Origin of the sequence: Pseudonocardia cypriaca, from assembly GCF_006717045.1 — a bacterium.
Taxonomy (GTDB): Bacteria; Actinomycetota; Actinomycetes; order Mycobacteriales; family Pseudonocardiaceae; genus Pseudonocardia; species Pseudonocardia cypriaca.
On the sequence record NZ_VFPH01000001.1, the window covers coordinates 233,532 to 253,790 of the forward strand.

General features: G+C 71.5%; 23 protein-coding genes. 18 read left to right on the top strand and 5 right to left on the bottom strand.

Annotation, left to right across the window (positions count from 1 at the left end):
- Positions 1-58 precede the first annotated feature (58 nt).
- The 5 genes from rho (at position 59) to FB388_RS01195 (ending at position 5,727) form a co-directional block, all read left to right on the top strand.
- Complete coding sequence (rho, locus tag FB388_RS01175) at positions 59-2,326, top strand: transcription termination factor Rho (RefSeq protein WP_142095733.1); 2,268 nt, start codon at positions 59-61, stop codon at positions 2,324-2,326.
- A 129-nt stretch (positions 2,327-2,455) separates the two neighbouring features.
- Positions 2,456-2,674 (top strand): 50S ribosomal protein L31, encoded by a 219-nt coding sequence (gene rpmE, locus FB388_RS01180; RefSeq protein ID WP_094923524.1) that lies wholly within the window; start codon positions 2,456-2,458, stop codon positions 2,672-2,674.
- A 72-nt stretch (positions 2,675-2,746) separates the two neighbouring features.
- Positions 2,747-3,814 carry a peptide chain release factor 1 gene (gene prfA, locus FB388_RS01185; RefSeq protein ID WP_142095735.1) on the top strand — a complete coding sequence of 356 codons (1,068 nt, stop codon included), beginning with the start codon at positions 2,747-2,749 and terminating at the stop codon, positions 3,812-3,814.
- Positions 3,815-3,896: 82 nt separating this feature from the next.
- Positions 3,897-4,775 (top strand): peptide chain release factor N(5)-glutamine methyltransferase, encoded by an 879-nt coding sequence (gene prmC / locus FB388_RS01190; RefSeq protein WP_142095737.1) that lies wholly within the window; start codon positions 3,897-3,899, stop codon positions 4,773-4,775.
- A 304-nt stretch (positions 4,776-5,079) separates the two neighbouring features.
- Positions 5,080-5,727, top strand: coding sequence for an L-threonylcarbamoyladenylate synthase (locus tag FB388_RS01195; RefSeq protein WP_142095739.1), 648 nt, complete (start codon positions 5,080-5,082; stop codon positions 5,725-5,727).
- Positions 5,728-5,798: 71 nt separating this feature from the next.
- Here the strand turns inward: FB388_RS01195 and FB388_RS01200 are convergent, their stop codons facing one another.
- Positions 5,799-6,479, bottom strand: a complete 681-nt coding sequence (locus tag FB388_RS01200) for a TetR/AcrR family transcriptional regulator (protein WP_142095741.1) — start codon at positions 6,477-6,479, stop codon at positions 5,799-5,801.
- Between the two features lie 101 nt (positions 6,480-6,580).
- On the opposite strand from FB388_RS01200, the gene FB388_RS01205 reads away from it, so the two are divergent.
- The 13 genes from FB388_RS01205 to FB388_RS01265 all read left to right on the top strand — a co-directional run bounded on the left by FB388_RS01205 (position 6,581) and on the right by FB388_RS01265 (position 17,433).
- Positions 6,581-7,870, top strand: coding sequence for a serine hydroxymethyltransferase (locus tag FB388_RS01205; RefSeq protein WP_142095743.1), 1,290 nt, complete (start codon positions 6,581-6,583; stop codon positions 7,868-7,870).
- A 27-nt stretch (positions 7,871-7,897) separates the two neighbouring features.
- Complete coding sequence (locus FB388_RS01210) at positions 7,898-9,049, top strand: glycosyltransferase family 4 protein (protein ID WP_142102440.1); 1,152 nt, start codon at positions 7,898-7,900, stop codon at positions 9,047-9,049.
- Complete coding sequence (locus FB388_RS01215; protein ID WP_142095744.1) at positions 9,046-9,483, top strand: Cg1360 family ATP-synthase-associated protein; 438 nt, start codon at positions 9,046-9,048, stop codon at positions 9,481-9,483. The genes FB388_RS01210 and FB388_RS01215 overlap by 4 nt, the downstream gene beginning before the upstream one ends.
- 200 nt (positions 9,484-9,683) lie before the next feature.
- Complete coding sequence (locus FB388_RS01220; protein ID WP_142095746.1) at positions 9,684-9,902, top strand: AtpZ/AtpI family protein; 219 nt, start codon at positions 9,684-9,686, stop codon at positions 9,900-9,902.
- 57 nt (positions 9,903-9,959) lie between these two features.
- Positions 9,960-10,739 carry a F0F1 ATP synthase subunit A gene (atpB, locus tag FB388_RS01225; protein WP_211361709.1) on the top strand — a complete coding sequence of 260 codons (780 nt, stop codon included), beginning with the start codon at positions 9,960-9,962 and terminating at the stop codon, positions 10,737-10,739.
- A 68-nt stretch (positions 10,740-10,807) separates the two neighbouring features.
- Complete coding sequence (gene atpE / locus FB388_RS01230; protein ID WP_142095748.1) at positions 10,808-11,041, top strand: ATP synthase F0 subunit C; 234 nt, start codon at positions 10,808-10,810, stop codon at positions 11,039-11,041.
- A gap of 41 nt (positions 11,042-11,082) precedes the next feature.
- Positions 11,083-11,646 (top strand): F0F1 ATP synthase subunit B, encoded by a 564-nt coding sequence (locus FB388_RS01235; RefSeq protein ID WP_142095750.1) that lies wholly within the window; start codon positions 11,083-11,085, stop codon positions 11,644-11,646.
- Positions 11,646-12,476 carry a F0F1 ATP synthase subunit delta gene (locus tag FB388_RS01240; RefSeq protein ID WP_211361710.1) on the top strand — a complete coding sequence of 277 codons (831 nt, stop codon included), beginning with the start codon at positions 11,646-11,648 and terminating at the stop codon, positions 12,474-12,476. Before FB388_RS01235 ends, FB388_RS01240 begins: the two co-directional genes overlap by 1 nt.
- Positions 12,477-12,515: 39 nt before the next feature.
- Positions 12,516-14,165 carry a F0F1 ATP synthase subunit alpha gene (gene atpA / locus FB388_RS01245; protein WP_142095752.1) on the top strand — a complete coding sequence of 550 codons (1,650 nt, stop codon included), beginning with the start codon at positions 12,516-12,518 and terminating at the stop codon, positions 14,163-14,165.
- A gap of 25 nt (positions 14,166-14,190) precedes the next feature.
- The gene (locus FB388_RS01250; RefSeq protein WP_142095754.1) at positions 14,191-15,153 is read left to right on the top strand and encodes a F0F1 ATP synthase subunit gamma; all 963 of its coding nucleotides are present in this window, start codon (positions 14,191-14,193) and stop codon (positions 15,151-15,153) included.
- 1 nt (position 15,154) lies between these two features.
- Complete coding sequence (atpD, locus tag FB388_RS01255) at positions 15,155-16,582, top strand: F0F1 ATP synthase subunit beta (protein ID WP_142095756.1); 1,428 nt, start codon at positions 15,155-15,157, stop codon at positions 16,580-16,582.
- 14 nt (positions 16,583-16,596) lie between these two features.
- Positions 16,597-16,971 carry a F0F1 ATP synthase subunit epsilon gene (locus FB388_RS01260; RefSeq protein WP_211361711.1) on the top strand — a complete coding sequence of 125 codons (375 nt, stop codon included), beginning with the start codon at positions 16,597-16,599 and terminating at the stop codon, positions 16,969-16,971.
- A 12-nt stretch (positions 16,972-16,983) separates the two neighbouring features.
- Positions 16,984-17,433, top strand: a complete 450-nt coding sequence (locus tag FB388_RS01265; protein WP_142095760.1) for a DUF2550 domain-containing protein — start codon at positions 16,984-16,986, stop codon at positions 17,431-17,433.
- 58 nt (positions 17,434-17,491) lie between these two features.
- Here FB388_RS01265 and FB388_RS01270 read toward each other — a convergent pair whose 3' ends face one another.
- From FB388_RS01270 to FB388_RS01285, 4 genes are all read right to left on the bottom strand, one after another.
- Positions 17,492-18,070, bottom strand: coding sequence for a cob(I)yrinic acid a,c-diamide adenosyltransferase (locus FB388_RS01270; RefSeq protein WP_142095762.1), 579 nt, complete (start codon positions 18,068-18,070; stop codon positions 17,492-17,494).
- A 17-nt stretch (positions 18,071-18,087) separates the two neighbouring features.
- Positions 18,088-18,828, bottom strand: a complete 741-nt coding sequence (locus FB388_RS01275) for an SDR family NAD(P)-dependent oxidoreductase (RefSeq protein WP_142095764.1) — start codon at positions 18,826-18,828, stop codon at positions 18,088-18,090.
- 80 nt (positions 18,829-18,908) lie between these two features.
- Complete coding sequence (locus FB388_RS01280) at positions 18,909-19,751, bottom strand: haloalkane dehalogenase (RefSeq protein WP_142095766.1); 843 nt, start codon at positions 19,749-19,751, stop codon at positions 18,909-18,911.
- A 14-nt stretch (positions 19,752-19,765) separates the two neighbouring features.
- Complete coding sequence (locus FB388_RS01285; protein ID WP_142095768.1) at positions 19,766-20,230, bottom strand: MarR family winged helix-turn-helix transcriptional regulator; 465 nt, start codon at positions 20,228-20,230, stop codon at positions 19,766-19,768.
- Between the last annotated feature and the right edge of the window lie 29 nt (positions 20,231-20,259).

The following is a 20,259-nucleotide window of genomic DNA, read 5'->3' on the forward strand; positions in this document are numbered from 1 at the left end:
CGAGCGTGTGAATCCCGCTGACCAGGGCTGGAGGCCCGGTCGGTCAGGAAGGACATCTGTGAGCGAGACCGATCTCGTCAGCACCGAGGCCCCCGCCCCTCGCAAGCGCAGTGGCCTCAGCGGCATGGTGCTGGCGGAGCTCCGCCAGCTGGCCGGCGAGCTGAACATCCCGGACATCGCGGGGATGCGGAAGGGCGACCTCATCGCCGCCATCAAGGAGAAGCAGGGTGCGCCGCCGAGCCGCAAGCGCTCCGCCGCCGCTCAGCCCACTCTCCCCGGCACGGGTGACGAGCCCGCCGCCCCGGCCCGCGCCGAGGCGCCCGCCGTCAACGGCGCCGCTCCGGCAGCCGACGCCGCTCCTGCTCCCGCTGCCGACGCCGCCCCCGCCGCCGACGCCGCCCCTGCGGCGGCCCCCACCCGGCGCCGCCGTGCCGCGTCCCGGCCGGCGGGTGCGCCCACCGTCACGTCCACCGTGAACGGTGCCGCCGTTGCCGACGCCGCACCGCAGGCCGCTCCGGCCGACCCGGCGCCTGCCGCCGACCCCGCTCCGGTGGTCGACCCCGCTCCGGTGGCCGACAGCGTGGCCGAGAAGGCGACCGACAAGGTTGCCGAGACGGGCACCGCCACCGAGGTGGCGGCAGACACCGCCGACACCCCGGCACCCACCCGGCGCTCCCGCCAGAGCCGGCGCAACCGCGCCGAGCAGCAGGCCGAGCAGCAGGCCGAGCAGGTGCAGCAGCCGGCGGAGCCCACGAGCGCGGCCCCGTCCGACCAGCGCGAGGGTGGCCGCGACAGCGGCGACACGCGCCCCGACAGCCGCCGCGAGGGCGGCAGGGGCGACCGCGGCGGGCGCGACAACAGCCGGGACGGCGGCCGCGACGGCAACCGGGACGGCAACCGCGACAGCCGCGGCGACCGTCCGGACAACCGCGCCGACAACCGCACCGACAGCCGGGACACCAACCGGGACGGCCGCGGCGACCGCCCGGACAACCGCACCGACAACCGCGCCGACTCCCGCGGCCCGCGCGACAACCGGCCGGACGACGACGGTGACGACGACGGCGACGGCCGGGGCAGGCGCGGCCGCCGGTTCCGCGACCGTCGCCGGGGCCGCGACCGCGATCGCGACCGCACGACTGGCGGTAGTGGCGGCGGCAACGTCGACACCGAGGTGCGCGACGGCGACGTGCTGCTGCCGGTCGCCGGCATCGTCGACATCCTCGACAACTACGCGTTCGTCCGCACCACCGGCTACCTGTCCGGGCCCACGGACGTCTACGTGTCGCTTTCGATGGTCCGCAAGTACGGCCTGCGCCGCGGCGACGCGATCACGGGCGCCGTGCGCGAGCCCCGCGAGGGCGAGCAGTCGCGGCAGAAGTTCAACCCGCTGGTCCGCGTCGACTCCATCAACGGCCAGGACCCGGAGACGGCGAAGAACCGCCCCGAGTTCACGAAGCTCACCCCGCTGTACCCCAACGAGCGGCTGCGCCTCGAGACCGAGCCGCACAAGCTCACCACCCGCGTGATCGACCTGGTCATGCCGGTCGGGAAGGGCCAGCGCGCGCTGATCGTGTCGCCGCCGAAGGCGGGCAAGACCACGATCATGCAGAACATCGCCAACGCGATCACCACGAACAACCCCGAATGCCACCTCATGGTCGTCCTCGTCGACGAGCGGCCGGAGGAGGTCACCGACATGCAGCGGTCGGTGAAGGGCGAGGTCATCGCGTCCACGTTCGACCGGCCGCCGACCGACCACACCACGGTCGCGGAGCTGTCGATCGAGCGGGCGAAGCGCCTGGTCGAGCTGGGCCACGACGTGGTCGTGCTGCTCGACAACATCACCCGCCTCGGCCGGGCCTACAACCTGGCCGCGCCTGCGTCGGGCCGCATCCTGTCCGGTGGTGTCGACTCCACGGCGCTGTACCCGCCGAAGCGGTTCCTCGGCGCTGCGCGCAACATCGAGGACGGCGGCTCGCTCACGATCTTCGCAACGGCGCTGGTCGAGACCGGGTCCACGATGGACACGGTGATCTTCGAGGAGTTCAAGGGCACCGGCAACGCCGAGCTCAAGCTCGACCGCAAGATCGCCGACAAGCGGGTCTTCCCGGCCATCGACGTGGGCGACTCCGGCACCCGCAAGGAAGAGCTGATCATGTCGCCGGACGAGTACGCCGTCATGGTGAAGCTCCGCCGGGTGCTCGCCGCGCTGGACGACCAGCAGGCCATCGACCTGCTGCTCACCCAGCTCCGCAAGACGCGCACCAACATCGAGTTCCTGATGCAGGTCGCGAAGAGCACCCCCGGCAACGACAACGACTGATCCCAGCAACCGTCCGGGCCGCCCGCGGGAATCCGCAGGCGGCCCGGGTGGTTGAATGGGATGTCACGCTCCGGCTCCGGTTCACCCTGCTCGTCGCGGGGACCCGGCGCCACTTCGAGAGGAACCAACGTGCGTTCAGGCATCCACCCCGAGTACGTCGAGACGCAGGTCGTCTGCGGTTGCGGCAACTCGTTCACCACCCGCAGCACCAAGACCAGCGGCAAGATGACCGTCGAGACCTGCTCGGCGTGCCACCCGTTCTACACCGGTAAGCAGCGGATCCTCGACTCCGGCGGCCGCGTCGCCCGCTTCGAGGCGCGCTACGGCAAGCGGGCCGGCAAGAAGTAGCTCATCTGACGGCGCCCACCGGATCACGGTGGGCGCCGTCGGCATGTTCGGACCAGGGAAGGAGGAGGAGTCATGACATCAGCACCGGCAGTGGAGGCCGTGCTCGCCGAGCACGCCGAGCTGGAGCTGCGGCTCGCCGACCCGTCCGTGCACGCCGACCCCGCCACCGCCCGCAAGCTGGGCAGGCGCTACTCGCAGATCGGCCCGATCGTCGCGGTCGCGCGTGAGCTGGGCGCCGCGCGCGACGACATCGCCACCGCGAGGGAGCTCGCGGCCGAGGACCCGTCGTTCGCCGCGGAGGCCGACGAGCTCGCCGCGAAGATCCCGGTGCTGGAGCGTCGGCTCGCCGACCTGCTCGTGCCGCGCGACCCGCACGACGGCTACGACGTGATCATGGAGATCAAGTCGGGTGAGGGCGGCGAGGAGTCCGCCCTGTTCGCAGCCGACCTCGTCCGCATGTACCTCCGCTACGCCGAACGTCGCGGCTGGTCCACCCAGATCATCGACTCCGTGCCGTCCGACCTGGGCGGCTACAAGGACCTCACGCTCCTGGTGCGCTCGCGCGAACCGGTCGCCGACGGTGTCTGGTCGGCGCTCAAGTTCGAGGGCGGCGTGCACCGCGTGCAGCGGGTGCCGGTCACCGAGTCGCAGGGGCGCATCCACACGTCCGCCGCGGGCGTGCTCGTGTACCCCGACACCGGCGAGGACGCCGACGTCGAGATCGACGAGAACGACCTGCGCATCGACGTGTTCCGCTCCTCCGGCCACGGCGGGCAGAGCGTCAACACCACCGACTCGGCGGTCCGGATCACGCACCTACCCACCGGCATCGTCGTGAGCTGCCAGAACGAGCGCTCCCAGCTGCAGAACCGGGCCCGTGCGATGGAGGTGCTGCGCTCACGGCTGCAGGCCCTCGCCGAGGAGGAGGCGGCCGCGAAGGCGTCCGACCAGCGCCGCTCCCAGGTGCGCACGGTCGACCGCTCGGAGCGCATCCGCACCTACAACTTCCCGGAGAACCGCATCTCCGACCACCGCGTGGGCTACAAGTCCCACAACCTCTCGTCCGTCCTCGACGGCGACCTGGACGGCGTGATCGAGGCTCTCCAGGCGGCCGACCGCGCGGAGGCCGTGGGGTCATGAGGCCCCGGGATGTCAGCATGGCCACCTTCATGACGTCTCGTGTCATGAAGGTGGCCATGCTGACTCTCGGGGAGGTCTGTCCGTGAGCCGCAAGCCGCTGCGGCTGGCCATCCTCGAGGCCGAGCGGGTGCTCGCCGGGGCCGGGGTGGCCTCGCCCCGGGTGGACGCGGAGCTGCTCGCGGCGCACGTCGTCGGCGTGCCACGGGGGAAGCTCATGCTGCACCCGCTCGTCGACACGAACGTCCTGGACGCGTTGCGCAAGCTCGTCGACCGCAGGGCTGCCCGCGAGCCGCTGCAGCACCTGCTCGGCACGGCCGTGCTCGGTCCGGTCGAGGTCGCTGTCGGGCCGGGCGTGTTCACCCCGCGCCCCGAGACGGAGCTGCTGCTCGAGTGGGGGCTGCGCGAGATCGCCGACGTCACCGCGCCGGTGGTCGTCGACCTCTGCACGGGCACGGGGGCGCTCGCCATCGCGGTCGCGGCGAGCCGCCCGGATGCCGTGGTGCACGCCGTCGAGCTGGACCCCGCCGCGCTGACCTGGGCGCACCGCAACATCGCCGACCACGTCGCCGCTGGTGGCACCGCCGTCAAGCTGCACGCGGCCGACGTGCGCGGGCCCGACCTGCTCGTCGAGCTCGAGACGCACGTGGACCTGGTGCTCTGCAACCCGCCGTACGTCCCCGACGGCGCGTCGCTCCCGCCGGAGGTCACCGGTTGGGACCCACCGACGGCCCTCTACGGCGGCCCGGACGGGCTGGAGATCATCCGCGCTGTCATCTCGGCGTCCGCCGCCCTGCTGCGCTACGGCGGCGCGCTCGCGATCGAGCACGACGACACCCACGGTGAGTCCGTGCCCGCCCTGATGCGCCGCCGCCGCGTCCTGACCGACGTGGAGGAGCACCACGACCTGGCCGGCCGCCCCCGCTTCGCGACGGCCCGCCGCCGCCCCCTCCACACCGCCTGACGCACCCCTCCTCCGACGGCGCGCCGTCGGCGGGCCGCGTGAGCCGACGAGAGGTGCCTCGGCCGAGAAGGCTGACCAGGTTGCCAGGCCCCTGGGGCCTCCGGTGGCGCCGCGCAGTGCGCGAGGCCGCCCCGCGAGAGCCTCTGCGGCCTCTTGGGCATGCGGTGGGGGCAGGCAGGGGCCTGCCCCCGGGCGCGTGGCGCACCCGTCTTCGGCCCGCGCACCCCGACCCTGCCGACGCCCCCCGTCGACCGGTTGCGTGGGCCGTGAAGAGGTGCATGAGCGGGCGTCATAGGCTCCCGCCGTGGCTTCCACGTACGACTGCGCCGTCCCCGACCAGCGCACCGAGGGGCTTGCCGAGGCCGCGAAGGCCGTGCGGGCCGGGCGGCTCGTGGTGCTGCCCACTGACACCGTCTACGGCATCGGCTGCGACGCGTTCAGCGCGCCCGCGGTGCGCAACCTGCTCGGCGCGAAGCAGCGCGGCCCGGACATGCCCGTCCCGGTGCTCGTCGGCTCGTGGTCGACGATCGACGGGCTGGTGCTCGGCGTGCCGAAGGCGGCGCGGGACCTGATCGAGGCGTTCTGGCCGGGTGGGCTGTCGCTGGTGCTGCCGCACGCGCCGTCGCTCAAGTGGGACCTCGGCTCGACGAAGGGCACCGTGATGCTGCGGATGCCGCTGCACCCGGTGGCGCTGGAGCTGCTGCGCGACGTCGGCCCGATGGCGGTGTCCAGCGCGAACGTCTCCGGGCAACCGCCCGCTGCGTCGGCCGCGGAGGCGCTGGAGCAGCTCGGGGAGAAGGTGGCGGTCTACCTCGACGGCGGGCCGTCCGGCGAGCCGGTGGCGTCCACGATCGTCGACCTGACCGGCGACGACCCCCGCGTGCTCCGCGAGGGCGCGGTGAAGGCGGCCGACGTGTCCGAGGTGCTGGGCCGAGAGGTGCTCCCGGCCTGAGCCGATACCGACGAACGGCGCGTTCGCCGGAACCTATCCGACGAACGCGCCGTTCGTCGGAACGGAAGGGCTCAGGGGAGCGGGATCAGCGCGGCCAGGCGCTCGACGGTCGCGTCGAAGTACGCGGTGTGGTCGGCCACCACGCCGTGGGTCTGGCCGAACACCTCGAAGCTGATCGCGCCGTAGAGGCTGCTCCACGCGGCCACGACGCGCGGGGCCAGCGCCGGGGGCAGTCCGAGGCGCTCGGCGACTCCGGGGGTGAGCAGGTCGGCTGCGCGCTGGCCGTCCGGCTCGGGGGCGATGGTGCCCGCGGCCACCCCGTCGGCCACCACCCGGCACAGCAGCACCCCGACGCGCGACGCCGGCTCGATCGTCGTCTCGGGTGCGGCGTAACCGGGCACCGGCGAGCCGTAGACCAGCGCGTACTCGTGCGGGTGCGCGAGCGCCCACTCACGCGTGGCCCGGCACGCCGCCCGCCAGCGTCCGCGCAGGTCCTCGCGTGCCGCGGCGGACTCGGCCTGCTCGGCGGCCCCGCCGATGGCGTCGTACGCGTCGACGATGAGCGCAGTGAGCAGCTCGTCGCGGCTCGCGAAGTAGCGGTACACCGCCGAGGACGCCATGCCCAGCTCGCGGGCGACGGCCCGCAGCGACAGGCCGGCGGCGCCGTCGGTGGCGAGGTGCCTGCGGGCTGCCTCGACGATCTCCCGGGTGAGTTCGGCGCGTACGCGGGCGCGGGCTCCGGCGGCGGTCACGCGGGGAAGTGTGGCACGAAGCGAGAGCACTGGCAACAAACGCGATCGTTGCTCCGGGAACGCCCGGACGGGTACCGGGCGGCAGCGGGTACCGTTCAACCGTGAGCGAGCAGAGCACCCCGTTCTGGGGCCCGGACTTCGACGCGCTGCAGCACCAGGACCCGGAGATCGCCGGAGTGGTGCTCGACGAGCTGGCCCGGCTGCGCGGGGGACTCCAGCTCATCGCCAGCGAGAACCTCACCAGCCCGGCCGTGCTGGCCGCGCTCGGGTCCACGCTGTCGAACAAGTACGCGGAGGGCTACCCCGGCCGGCGCTACTACGGCGGCTGCGAGGTCGTCGACCGCGCCGAGGAGATCGGCAACGAGCGGGCGAAGGAGCTCTTCGGGGCCGACCACGTCAACCTGCAGCCGCACTCGGGCGCGTCGGCCAACTTCGCGGTCTACGCCGCGTTCACGCAGCCCGGCGACACGGTGCTCGCGATGGACCTCAAGCAGGGCGGGCACCTGACGCACGGCAGCAAGGTCAGTTTCTCCGGCAAGTGGTTCAACGCGGTGTCCTACACGGTGCGCGAGGACAGCGAGCTGATCGACTACGACCAGGTGCGCGACCTGGCCCTCGAGCACCGGCCGAAGCTCATCATCGCCGGTGCCACGGCGTACCCCCGGCTGATCGACTTCGCCGCGTTCCGGCAGATCGCCGACGAGGTGGGCGCCAAGCTCATGGTCGACGCGGCCCACTTCATCGGCCTGGTGGCCGGCAAGGCGATCCCGTCGCCGGTGCCGTTCGCCGACGTCGTCACCGCCACCACGCACAAGGTGCTGCGCGGTCCGCGCGGCGGCATGATCCTCGCCAAGGCCGAGCACGCCAAGGCCGTCGACAAGGCCGTGTTCCCGTTCTCGCAGGGCGGTCCGCTCATGCACTCCGTCGCCGCGAAGGCGGTGGCGATGCGCGAGGCGGCGCAGCCGGAGTACCAGGCCTACGCCCACCAGGTGATCGCCAACGCGCAGGCGCTGGCCAAGGCCCTCGAGAACGAAGGCATGCGGGCCGTCTCCGGCGGCACCGACACCCACCTCGCGCTCGTCGACCTGCGCCCGATCGGGGTCACCGGCGACCAGGCGGAGACCCGCTGCGACGCCGCCCGGATCACGCTCAACAAGAACTCGATCCCGTACGACCCGGCGCCCCCGCTCAAGCCGTCCGGCCTGCGTGTCGGCTCGCCGAGCGTCACGACCCAGGGGATGACCGAGACGGACATGGCCGAGATCGGCACGCTGCTCGGCCGCGCGGTGCGGGCCGAGCACGGCACGCCGGCCGGCGACGCCGAGCTGGCCGACGTGGCGGAGGCCGTCTCGACGCTCGTCGCGCGTGCGCCCGCGTACCCGCGCGCCTAACCGGCTCCCTGAGCCAGCACCGCCGTGGTGGTACCCACGCTCGTCCTGCCGATCCGGGAGTTCCTGCTCGCGGGTCTGACGGCGACGGTCGTGACGTTCCTGCTGGTCGGCCCGGTCCGGGTGCTCGCGCTGCGGCTCGGCGCGGTGGCGTGGCCGCGCAAGCGCGACGTGCACGTCACGCCCACCCCGCGCTGGGGTGGGCTCGCGATGCTCGCCGGCGTGCTCGCCGGCGTCGGGATGGCCTACCAGCTGCCCGCGCTGCGACTGGCGTTCGACAACAACGCCTCCGAGGTGGGCGGCGTGCTGCTCGCCGCGCTGCTGCTCGCCGCCGTCGGCGCCCTGGACGACCGCTACGACCTGGACGCCCTCACGAAGTTCGCGGGCCAGACCACGGCCGCGGGCATCCTGGTGATCTTCGGCGTGCAGTGGACGGTGTTCTTCGTGCCGTGGGGTGGCGCCGACTCGTCGGAGTCGGGATCGCTACTCGTCCTCGGCCAGGAGCAGGGCGTGCTGCTGACGGTGCTTCTCACCGTGGCGCTGGTCAACGCCATGAACTTCGTCGACGGGCTGGACGGGCTCGCCGCGGGCGTCGGGATGATCGCGGCGGCCGCCGTGGGCCTCTTCACGATCGGGCTGGTGGGGCGGGTCGGCAACGACCCGTCGGTGTACTCGCCCGCTCTGATCGCGGCCGTGCTGGCGGGCGCGTGCCTGGGGTTCCTGCCGCACAACTTCAACCCGGCCCGCATCTTCATGGGCGACTCCGGCTCGATGCTGATCGGCGTGCTGCTGGCCGCGGCCACCACCAGCGCATCGGGCAAGATCTCGATCATCGGTGCGGACGGCAAGGACGTGCTGGCGCTGTTCGCGCCGCTGATCGTGCTGGCCGCCGTGGTGTTCGTGCCGCTGCTCGACCTGCTCATGGCGGTGGTGCGGCGCACCCGCAAGGGGCTTTCGCCGTTCTCGCCCGACAAGATGCACCTGCACCACCGGCTGCTCGAGATCGGGCACAGCCAGCGGCGTGCGGTGCTGCTCATCTACCTGTGGGCGGGTGTGCTGGCGTTCGGCGCCGTGGCGCTGGCGCTGATCGACGACCCGTTCATCGTGCTGTGGGCGGTGGGGATCGGCCTGCTCGTGGCCGTGCTCGCCTCCGCGATCCCGAGAGTGAGGGCTCCCAGATGACCGCACCCGAACCGATGAAGGACGCGCCACACGTCGCCTCCGTGCTGCGGTTGGCCTCGGGGATGCAGCGCTCCGCCGCGATCGTCACAGCGGTCGTCGCCGTGATCGCGCTGGTGGTGGCGTTCCTGCTGCGCGGGGTGCCCGGGCTGGTGGGGGCGCTGGTCGGGGCCGTGATCGCGGGCGGGCTCGGCTGGCTGGGCACGTGGGTGATGGCGCGGACGGCACGGGCCACCCCGGCCGGCGTGATGATCGGCGCGATGACCGCGTTCGGCGTGAAGATCCTCTTCATGCTGGTGTTCCTGCTGCTCTTCCAGGGCACCACGCTGTTCGACAGTCGCTCGTTCGCGTTCACCATGCTGGCCGTCACGGCGGCGTGGATCGTCGGCGAGGTCGTCGGATTCGTGCGCACCCGGATACCGGCGGTGGACCTGTGAGTGGTCCGAACGGGTGAAGCCTGCGTCTGTGAGTGGGCTCTCCCTGGGATCCGTGTCACGTTCGTGCGTTGTTCTACGGCCGATAGAGCCAGGTCGGCGCCGCCGGGGGCCCGAAGAGCCACCGCTGGCGGGCCGCCTCGGCGTCCGCCGAGGTCATCCCTGGTAAAGAGCGGCTTACTCGCCTGATATGGTCCGTCCTGATGGAGCCGGACCAGTCGCATGGCGGCGGTGCGAAGCCGCCACCGCCGGGTGACGCGTGGACCGCTCTGTCCTATCTCCTGTCCGGGTTCCTGCTGTTCGGCGGGATCGGCTGGGGATTGGACGCACTGCTGGGCACGGGTGTGTTCCTGCCGGTCGGCTTGCTGTTCGGTGGGGCTGCCTCGCTGTACTTGATCTACATCAGGTACGTTAAGTCCTGATCGTCACGATTCTGCCGTCCCGGATCACCCGGACGGTGGAACCGGAAGGAGTACTGGGTGACCATCCTGGCCACCGCACCCACCCCGGGCTTCAACGCCCCGGGTGTCGAGGACTTCCAGCTGCCGCCGCTCTTCGGCGAGGTCACGAAGCCGGTCCTGCAGTTCGTGCTGGCCGCGATCATCGTTTACGCGTTCTTCGCGTACACGGCGCGGCGGCCGGCGCTGGTGCCGAGCAAGGCGCAGTTCCTCGGCGAGTCGTTCCACGGCATGGTGCGGAACTCGATCGCCCGCGACAACATCGGGCCGGAGTACCTCAAGTACGTCCCGTACCTCACCACGCTGTTCGCCTTCATCCTGGTGAACAACCTGTTCGGGATCATCCCGCTGATCCAGTTCCCGTCGTTCTCGCACCCGGGCGTCGCGTACGCCCTCGCGATCATGTCCTGGCTGATCTACAACGTGGTCGGGATCCGCAGGCACGGCTTCGTCGGCTACATGAGGGTGTCCACCTGGCCGCCCGGGGTGCCGTGGTGGGTGCGGATCATCCTCACGCCGATCGAGTTCCTCTCGAACATCCTGCTGCGGCCGGTCACGCTGTCGCTGCGGCTCTTCGGGAACATGTTCGCCGGCCACCTGCTGCTGCTGGTGTTCATCCTCGGCGGCGAGTACATGCTGCTGCACTCCGAGTCGATCCTGCTCGGCGTCCTGTCGCCGTTCGCGTTCGGCATGGGCATCGTCTTCACGTTCTTCGAGGCCTTCATCCAGGTGGTGCAGGCCTACGTCTTCACGATCCTCACGGCGTCGTACATCGGCACCGTCCTCGCCGACGACCACTAGATCGTCGCGGCTCGCCAGAACTGACGGGTCCGCGGGACGTGCCCCGGACCGGACGAAAGGAAAGTGCAATGACCCCCCTCGCTCAGGGCGCAATCGAGATCACCGGCAACCTGAACGCCATCGGCTACGGTCTCGCCGCGATCGGCCCGGGCATCGGCGTGGGCATCGTCTTCGCCGCGTTCATCAACGGCGTCGCCCGCCAGCCGGAGGCCCGCGGCCAGCTGCAGGGCATCGCGTTCATCGGCATGGCGCTCTCCGAGGCGCTCGCGATCCTGGGCCTCGTGCTCGCCTTCGCGCTCTAGGCCTGACCCAGCCGAACGCCGGGTAGGCGGAGGAGAACCCCATGACGACCACCCTTCTCGCGGCCGAGGAGCTGAACCCCCTCGTACCGCATCCCGTCGAGATCATCGTCGGCACCATCGCGTTCATCCTGCTGTTCCTCGTCCTCCGCAAGACGGCGTTCCCGCAGTTCGAGAAGGTCTACGCCGAGCGCACGGACAAGATCGAAGGTGGGCTGAAGCGGGCCGAGGAGGCCCAGCAGGAGGCGGCCGAGCTCAAGCGGCAGTACGAGGAGCAGCTCGCCGGCCTGCGGGCCGAGGCGGCGCGCATCCGCGACGACGCCCGTGCCGAGGGTCAGCAGATCAAAGCCGAGCTGCGGGCCCAGGCCGAGGAGGAGGCCGCGCGGATCCGGCAGCGCGGCGAGGAGCAGCTCGCTGCGGCCCGTGAGCAGGCCGTTCGCCAGCTCCGCGGCGAGGTCGGCGGGCTGTCCGTGCAGCTGGCCGAGCGCCTCATCGGTGAGTCCCTCGCCGACGACGCGCGCCGTTCGGCCACCGTCGACGCGTTCCTGGCCGAGCTGGACGCCATGGCGGAGGGTCGGGAGACCGCTCCGGCCGGCGGAGCGAGCTGATGGCCGAGGTCCTGCAGGCGGCCAGCCGGGAGTCGTTGGCATCGGCCACGGACCGGCTGGACGCCTACGCCGACTCGGCGTCGGCGGCCGACCTGCAGCGGCTCGGCGACGAGCTGTTCGCGGTCACGCGTCTGCTCGTGGAGCAGCGGTCGCTGCGCCGGCTGCTCGCCGACCCGTCGTCGCCGGAGGAGGCCCGCACCGGCCTCGTGGACCGGCTGCTCGGCAAGCAGCTCGCCGCGCCCACGCTCGACGTTGCACGCGGGCTCGTGGCCGCGCGCTGGTCGCGGCCGGGCGACCTGGTCAGCGCGTTCGAGGTGCTCGCGCGACAGGCGCTGCTCGCCGTCGCCGAGAAGGACGGCTCGCTCGACAACGTCGAGGACGAGCTGTTCCGCTTCGGCCGCGTGCTCGACCGCGAGCCGGAGCTCGGCTCCCTGCTCGCCGAGACGGCCCGTCCGGCCGACGGTCGCGTCGCGCTCCTCGACCGGCTGACCGACGGCAAGGTCTCGCCGGTCACGGCAGCGCTGCTGCGCCAGACCGTCCAGCTCCCGCGCGACCGCCACCTGGACGTCGTGAGCGAGGAGCTGGCCGAGCTGGCCGCGGCCCGCCGCGACCGGTCGGTCGCCCGCGTCACCACGCCGGTGGCGCTCTCGCCGGAGCAGGAGCAGAAGCTCACAGACTCGCTGACCCGCCTCTACGGGCGCCGGATGTCACTGCAGATCGAGCTGGACCCCAGCCTGCTGGGCGGTCTGGTCGTGCAGGTCGGCGGCGAGGTCATCGACGGCAGCGTCGCGAGCAAGCTCGCGGCCGCCCGCCGCTCCCTCCCCAGCTGACCATCGAACGTTGACGAACAGAAGGAACAGACGACAGCCATGACAGAGCTGACGATCTCCTCCGAGGAGATCCGGAGTGCGATCTCCAGCTACGTCTCGTCGCTGGAGACGGACACCTCCCGTGAAGAGGTGGGTCTCGTCACCGACACCGGCGACGGCATCGCCCACGTCGAGGGCCTGCCCTCGGCGATGACCAACGAGCTCCTCGAGTTCCCCGGTGGCGTGCAGGGTGTCGCACTGAACCTGGACGTGCACGAGATCGGTGCGGTCATCCTGGGCGACTACGCCCACATCGAGGAGGGCCAGCAGGTCCGGCGCACCGGGAAGATCCTCTCGGTGCCGGTCGGCGACGGCTTCCTCGGTCGCGTGGTCGACCCGCTGGGCAAGCCCATCGACGGCCTGGGCGACATCGAGGCCGAGGCGGACCGCGTGCTGGAGCTGCAGGCGGCGTCCGTGGTGCAGCGGCAGGAGGTCCGCGAGCCGCTGCAGACCGGCATCAAGGCCATCGACTCGATGACCCCGATCGGCCGCGGCCAGCGCCAGCTGATCATCGGTGACCGCAAGACCGGCAAGACCGCGGTCTGCGTCGACACGATCATCAACCAGAAGCAGAACTGGGCCACCGGCGACCCGAAGCAGCAGGTGCGCTGCATCTACGTCGCGATCGGGCAGAAGGGCTCCACGATCGCCGGCATCCGGTCGTCGCTGGAGCAGGCGGGTGCGCTGGAGTACACCACCATCGTCGCCGCCCCCGCGTCCGACCCGGCCGGCTACAAGTGGCTCGCGCCCTACACCGGGTCGGCGATCGGGCAGCACTGGATGTACCAGGGCAAGCACGTCCTGATCGTCTTCGACGACCTGTCCAAGCAGGCCGAGGCGTACCGCGCGATCTCGCTGCTGCTGCGCCGCCCGCCGGGCCGCGAGGCCTACCCCGGCGACGTCTTCTACTTGCACTCCCGCCTGCTGGAGCGCTGCGCGAAGCTGTCCGACGACCTCGGCGGCGGCTCGATGACCGGTCTCCCGCTCATCGAGACCAAGGCCAACGACGTGTCGGCGTACATCCCGACCAACGTCATCTCCATCACCGACGGCCAGTGCTTCCTCGAGTCGGACCTGTTCAACCAGGGCGTCCGGCCGGCCATCAACGTCGGTATCTCGGTGTCCCGCGTGGGTGGTTCCGCGCAGGTCCGCGCGATGCGCACGGTCTCCGGCTCGCTCCGGCTCGACCTGTCGCAGTACCGCGAGCTGGAGGCGTTCGCCGCGTTCGGCTCCGACCTCGACGCCGCGTCGGCCGCGGCCCTCGGGCGCGGCGCGCGCCTGGTGGAGCTGCTGAAGCAGGCCCAGTACCAGCCGTTCCCCGTCGAGGAGCAGGTCGTCTCGATCTTCCTCGGCACCCGCGGGCACCTCGACTCGGTGCCGGTGGCCGACGTGCGGCGCTTCGAGACGGAGTTCCTCGACCACGTCCGGCGCAACCACGAGGGGATCTTCGGGGAGATCCGGGACACCGGGAAGCTCTCCGACGAGCTCGCCGACCGGATCGCCGAGGTCGTGAAGGACTTCAAGAAGGAGTTCACCGCCTCCGACGGCTCGTCGGTGGTGCCGAAGGAGGCCCCGGCGGAGGCGCTCGACGAGGACGAGGTCGACAAGGACACCGTCAAGGTCAACAAGCCCGCTCCGGCGTCGAGCTGAACGACCGGGAGCTGAGGAGTAGCGGATGGCGGCACAGATTCGCGTGCTGCGGCGGCGGATCCGGTCGACGCAGTCCATCAAGAAGATCACGCGCGCGATGGAGCTCATCGCGACTTCGCGGATCATGAAGGCGCGGGCCCGGGTCGACGCGGCGCGGCCCTACGCCGAGCAGATCACGGCCGTGCTCACCGAGCTGGCCAACAACTCGGCGCTGGACCACCCGCTGCTCGTCGAGCGCGAGCAGGCCAAGCGCGCCGCGGTGCTCGTGGTCACCAGTGACCGCGGGCAGTGCGGCGGCTACAACGTGAACGTCCTGAAGGAGGCGGAGCAGCTGCAGCAGCTGCTGCGCGAGCAGGGCAAGGACCCGGTGCTCTACGTCATCGGCCGCAAGGGCGTGAGCTACTACAAGTTCCGGCGCCGCAACGTGGAGCAGTCCTGGACGGGCTTCTCGGAGCAGCCGACCTATGCCCACGCGGCGGAGGCGGCGCGCACCCTCGTCGAGGCGTTCATCGCCGGCACCGAGGACGACGCCACGGGTGTCGACGAGCTGCACCTGGTGTACACGCAGTTCAAGAACATGGTCACCCAGGTGCCGCAGGCCCGGCGGATGGCTCCGCTGGAGGTCGAGTACGAGGCCGACACCGTCGGCACGCCCGGCGGCGAGATCGAGGAGCGGCGGGAGGCGGCGCAGCAGGCAGCGGGCGAGGTCAAGCCGCTGTACACGTTCGAGCCGAGCCCCGACACGCTGTTCGACGCACTGCTGCCCAAGTACATCGGGGCGCGGCTGTTCGCCGCGCTGCTCGAGGCCGCTGCATCGGAGTCGGCCGCCCGCCAGCGGGCGATGAAGGCCGCCACCGACAACGCCAACGAGCTGATCCGTACCCTGACACTGGAGGCCAACCAGGCCCGTCAGGCGCAGATCACCCAGGAGATCAGTGAGATCGTCGGTGGGGCCGACGCTCTCGTCAGCGCAGGGAGTGAGAGCTGAGATGACCGCCACCGCAGATACCCAGACCACGACCGGCCGGGTCGTCCGCGTCACCGGCCCGGTCGTCGACGTCGAGTTCCCCCGCAACGCGGTGCCGGAGCTCTACACGGCGCTCACGGTCGACGTCGAGTTCGGCGACCTCGCCAAGAAGCTCACCCTCGAGATCGCGCAGCACCTGGGCGACAACCTGGTGCGCACCATCTCGATGCAGCCCACCGACGGCCTGGTCCGCGGCCAGACGGTCACCTCGCTGGGGCGCCCGATCTCGGTGCCGGTGGGCGACCAGGTCAAGGGGCACGTGTTCAACGCCCTCGGCGAGTGCCTGGACGACCCGGAGTTCAAGCCGACCGGCGACCTCTGGGGCATCCACCGCCAGGCTCCGTCGTTCGACAAGCTCGAGGGCCGCACCGAGATGCTGGAGACCGGCATCAAGGTCATCGACCTGCTCACCCCGTACGTGCAGGGTGGGAAGATCGGCCTGTTCGGCGGTGCCGGCGTGGGCAAGACGGTGCTCATCCAGGAGATGATCACCCGTGTCGCCAAGAACTTCGGTGGCACGTCGGTGTTCGCCGGTGTCGGCGAGCGCACCCGCGAGGGCAACGACCTCATCACGGAGATGACCGAGTCCGGCGTCATCAACGACACCGCGCTCGTCTTCGGGCAGATGGACGAGCCGCCCGGCACGCGTATGCGCGTCGCCCTGTCGGCGCTGACGATGGCGGAGTACTTCCGCGACGAGCAGAACCAGGACGTGCTGCTCTTCATCGACAACATCTTCCGGTTCACCCAGGCCGGTTCCGAGGTCTCCACGCTGCTCGGCCGCATGCCGTCCGCGGTGGGCTACCAGCCCACGCTGGCCGACGAGATGGGCGAGCTGCAGGAGCGGATCACCTCGACCCGTGGCCGCTCGATCACCTCGATGCAGGCGATCTACGTGCCCGCGGACGACTACACCGACCCGGCGCCCGCCACCACGTTCGCGCACCTCGACGCCACCACGGAGCTCTCCCGCCCGATCTCCCAGAAGGGGATCTACCCGGCGGTGGACCCGCTGACGTCGACCTCCCGGATCCTCGACCCGCAGTACATCGGCGAGGACCACTTCCGGGTGGCCAACGAGGTGAAGCGGATCCTGCAGCGCTACAACGACCTGCAGGACATCATCGCGATCCTCGGCATCGACGAGCTGTCCGAGGAGGACCGCCAGCTCGTCGGGCGGGCCCGCCGCATCGAGCGCTTCCTGTCGCAGAACCTCCTGGTGGCCGAGCAGTTCACCGGCCAGCCGGGCTCCACGGTTCCGCTCAAGGAGACCATCGAGGCGTTCGACAAGATCGCCAAGGGTGAGTTCGACGAGGTGCCCGAGCAGGCGTTCTTCCTCTGCGGTGGCCTGGACGACCTGGACAAGAACCGCAAGAAGCTCGAGGGCTGATCACCGTGGCTGAGATGACGGTGGAGCTGGTCGCGGTCGAGCGGCGGATCTGGTCGGGATCGGCCAACTTCGTCCTCGCCCGCACCACGGTGGGCGAGATCGGGGTGTTGCCCGGTCACGAGCCCACGCTCGCGCAGCTGGAGGACACGGCCGTCGTCCGCGTCGACGGAACGGACGGTACGTCCACCACGTTGGCCGTGCATGGAGGGTTCCTCTCGATCACGCCGGACAACGTGACCGTGCTGGCCGAGTACGCCGAGCTGGCCGACGAGATCGACGTGGCGCGCGCCCGCAACGCGCTCCAGCGCGCCGACTCGTCGGAGCCCGAGGGCGTAGCCGCGGCGGCCAGGGCGAACGTGCGGCTCAAAGCCGCCGGCGCGGCCGAGTAGCCGAGGCCGGAGGTGGGAGCGACAGCGCTGCTCGTCAGCATCCTGTTGCTGCTCGCCTGCCTCTGTCTGGGGTACCTCGCCTTTCGCAGAGTACGACTCATGCGGGGCGGTGGTGTGGACGTCTGTCTGCGCCGCCGCCCCGCTCGTCTTTCCCGGGACGGCACCGCGGGGTGGCACTTCGGCGTGGGCCGCTACCGCGGTGACGAGCTGGCCTGGTTCCGCCTCACCTCGCTGCGGCCGGGGCCCACGGTCGTCGTCGACCGCACCGAGCTGGAGATCGTCGACCGGCGCACGCCGGTGAACCCCGAGGCCTACGTCATCCCGCAGGGGGCATCCGTGCTGCACTGCCGCCTGAACGGTGTGGAGCTGGAGCTCGCGATGGCGCCCGGAGTCCTCACCGGCTTCCTGTCCTGGGTGGAGGCCACCCCGCCCGGCCGCACCGGCTACCGCCAGGCCTCCTGACCGCGACTCGCGTGCACCGAGACCGCGACTCGCGTGCACCGAGACCGCGACTCGCGCGTCAGGGGGTCTGGGCGCCGCCGGGCCGCCAGAGGACGTCGCCGTCGGGGTTCGCCACCCGGCCGACGATGAACAGCAGGTCCGAAAGGCGGTTGAGGTACTTCGCCGTAAGCGGGTTGGTGCGCTCCGCGTCGACCTCCAACAGCGCCCACACCGAGCGCTCGGCCCGGCGCGCCACGGTGCGGGCCACGTGCAGGTAGGCCGCCCCCGGCGTGCCACCCGGCAGGATGAACGAGTCGAGCTTGGGCAGGCCCTCGTTGAACTCGTCGCACCAGCCCTCGAGCCGGGTGACGTAGTCCTCGGTGATCCGCAGCGGCGGGTACTGCGGATCCTCGACGATCGGCGCGCACAGGTCGGCGCCGACGTCGAAGAGGTCGTTCTGCACCTGCCTCAGCGGGCCGAGCAGGCGGTCGGCCAGCCCGCCGACGGTGACGGCGACACCCAGCGCGGCGTTGCACTCATCGGTGTCGGCGTACGCCGCGAGCCGCGGATCGGTCTTGCTGACGCGGCTGAAGTCGCCCAGCGCCGTGGTGCCGTCGTCGCCGGTCCGCGTGTAGATCCTGGTCAGGTGCACGGCCATGGGATCAGCCTATGTGCTCATGCGTTCGCTCCCGAGTCGACGAGGAGCGCGGCACCGGTGATCGTGCGGCCGCCCGGGCCGGCCAGGTGCGCCACGGTCGCGGCCACGTCGTCCGCGGTCTGGAAGCGCCCCAGCGCCGTGAGGCTGCGCTGGTCGTCGGCCGACGGCCCGTCGGCCGGGTTCATGTCCGTGTCGGTCGAGCCCGGGTGCACGACGTTCACGGTGATGCCGCGGGGGCCGAGCTCGCGGGCCAGCGCCCGGGTGAGGCCGGTGAGCGCCGACTTCGTCATCGAGTAGAGGGCGATCCCGTCGTGCGGGACCCGCTCGGCGAGGTTGCTGCCGATGCTGATGATCCGCCCGCCCTCGCCGAGGTGCGGCGACGCGGCCTGGGCGGCGACGAACGCGGCGCGCACGTGGATCGCGACCGTCCGGTCCAGCTCCTCGAGGCCGACCTCTTCGAACGGGCCGTAGGGGAACACACCCGCGTTGTTGACGAGCACGTCCAGCCGGCCGAGCTCGGCTGCGGTCCGGTCGACGGCCGTACGCACGGCGGCCGGGTCGGCGCTGTCGGCCTGCAGGGCGAGACTCCGCCGGCCGAGCCCTTCGATCTCCCGGACCACCTTCTCGGCGCTGTCGCGGCCCTCCCGGTAGGTGAGGGCCACGTCGGCGCCCTCGCCGGCCAGCCGGACCGCGATCGCCGCGCCGATGCCCCGGCTGCCGCCGGTCACGAGGGCCACCCGGCCACTGAGGTCGTACATTCCGACTTCCTTTCTGTAGTGAGCGCTAAGGAAGTCTGCGGTCCGGCTCAGCGGTCGTCAAGGATTATTTTGAGCGACCGCTATAAAACGTGTCGCTCGACCCATGCGGCGATGGCGTCGCCGATCTCCGTGGACCGGTCCTCCGCGGCGTGGTGCCCGGCTTCCCCGCACGGCACGACCTCGAGCGATGCGATGTTCTCCTCGCACCACGCGGCCACCTCCGGGCCTTGCACCGTGGGCGAGCCCTCGAACGTCAGCTGCAGCTTCGGCACGTCCGTGCTCTTCGCCAGCCAGGCGTCGAAGGCCTCGATCCGGGCGATGAGATCGGCCGGCTCGCCGTCGATGGGCATCTGCTGGGCCCAGGCGAGGACCGGTCGCCGGGCCTGTGGGGTCGGGAACGGGCGGAGGTACTCGGCCAGCACGGCCTCCGCGACGGGGGTCGCCACGGCACGGGTGTAGGCCGCGCGGATGAGCTCGTCGGTCTCCAGGAGCTCCTCGCCGCGGGTGCGGATCATCTCGGCGCGGGCCCGGGCCGGTGGGGTGAGCGTGGCGCTGTCGAACGGCTTGATGATCGCCTCGAACAGCGCGAGGCCGCGCACGCGTTCCGGGTGCCGGGAGGCCCAGTCACTGGCGAGGGCGCCGCCCCAGTCGTGGCCGACCAGCACGACGTCGTCGAGGTCGAGGGCGTCGAACCAGGCGTCGAGGTAGCGCGCGTGGTCGGCGAACAGGTACGGGATGTCCGGCTTGCCGGACCGCCCCATCCCGATGAGGTCGGGCGCGATCAGCCGGCCCCGGCCGACGCGGGGCAGGACGTCCCGCCACATGTGGGACGAGGCCGGGTTGCCGTGGAGGAAGACGAACGCCGGGCCGGATCCGGTCTCCGTGTGGTGGATCGTCGAGTCGAGGACGCGGGTCTCGGGCATCGTGGGGTTCCTCTCTAGGGGGTCGGTGGGTCGAGCGGGGCGTCGAGCAGTTCGGTGAGCTCGCGGACGAGCGCGGCCGTGCGGGCGCTGTCGCGGCCGCCGAACGGTGCGAGGAGGCGTTCGAGGAGCTCTTGGACGGTCCGCATGGCGGAGCGCACGCTCTCCTGTCCCTTGCCGGTGAGGGTGAGCCGGACGGCGCGGGTGTCGTGCGGATCGCGGCGGCGGGCGATCAGGCCCTTCGCCTCCAGCGTGCGGGCCAGCTTGGAGACGTACAGCGCCTCCAGTCCCGTGTCGTCGGCCAGCTCGCGCTGGCTCGGCTGCCGCCCGCCCTGTTCCACGCCGTGCAGGGCGGCGAGCAGGACGTACTGGGCGTGGGTCAGGTCCAGCGGGGCCAGCGCGCGGTCGACCGCCACTCGCCACTTCGTGGCGAGTCGCCACACGATGGCCCCGGTGGCTGCTCCTGGAGATCCTGATGGCACGCGATTCACAGTACATAGACATTATGTAC

What these genes read in the sequence shown, in the direction of transcription:
- prfA (WP_142095735.1), top strand. Translation starts at nt 2,747, where the DNA reads ATGACATCAGCACCGGCAGTGGAGGCCGTGCTCGCCGAGCACGCCGAG.
- FB388_RS01215 (WP_142095744.1), top strand. Translation starts at nt 9,046, where the DNA reads ATGACCGCACCCGAACCGATGAAGGACGCGCCACACGTCGCCTCCGTG.
- FB388_RS01220 (WP_142095746.1), top strand. Translation starts at nt 9,684, where the DNA reads ATGGAGCCGGACCAGTCGCATGGCGGCGGTGCGAAGCCGCCACCGCCG.
- atpE (WP_142095748.1), top strand. Translation starts at nt 10,808, where the DNA reads ATGACCCCCCTCGCTCAGGGCGCAATCGAGATCACCGGCAACCTGAAC.
- FB388_RS01235 (WP_142095750.1), top strand. Translation starts at nt 11,083, where the DNA reads ATGACGACCACCCTTCTCGCGGCCGAGGAGCTGAACCCCCTCGTACCG.
- FB388_RS01240 (WP_211361710.1), top strand. Translation starts at nt 11,646, where the DNA reads ATGGCCGAGGTCCTGCAGGCGGCCAGCCGGGAGTCGTTGGCATCGGCC.
- atpA (WP_142095752.1), top strand. Translation starts at nt 12,516, where the DNA reads ATGACAGAGCTGACGATCTCCTCCGAGGAGATCCGGAGTGCGATCTCC.
- FB388_RS01250 (WP_142095754.1), top strand. Translation starts at nt 14,191, where the DNA reads ATGGCGGCACAGATTCGCGTGCTGCGGCGGCGGATCCGGTCGACGCAG.
- atpD (WP_142095756.1), top strand. Translation starts at nt 15,155, where the DNA reads ATGACCGCCACCGCAGATACCCAGACCACGACCGGCCGGGTCGTCCGC.
- FB388_RS01260 (WP_211361711.1), top strand. Translation starts at nt 16,597, where the DNA reads ATGACGGTGGAGCTGGTCGCGGTCGAGCGGCGGATCTGGTCGGGATCG.
- FB388_RS01270 (WP_142095762.1), bottom strand. Translation starts at nt 18,070, where the DNA reads ATGGCCGTGCACCTGACCAGGATCTACACGCGGACCGGCGACGACGGC.
- FB388_RS01275 (WP_142095764.1), bottom strand. Translation starts at nt 18,828, where the DNA reads ATGTACGACCTCAGTGGCCGGGTGGCCCTCGTGACCGGCGGCAGCCGG.
- FB388_RS01280 (WP_142095766.1), bottom strand. Translation starts at nt 19,751, where the DNA reads ATGCCCGAGACCCGCGTCCTCGACTCGACGATCCACCACACGGAGACC.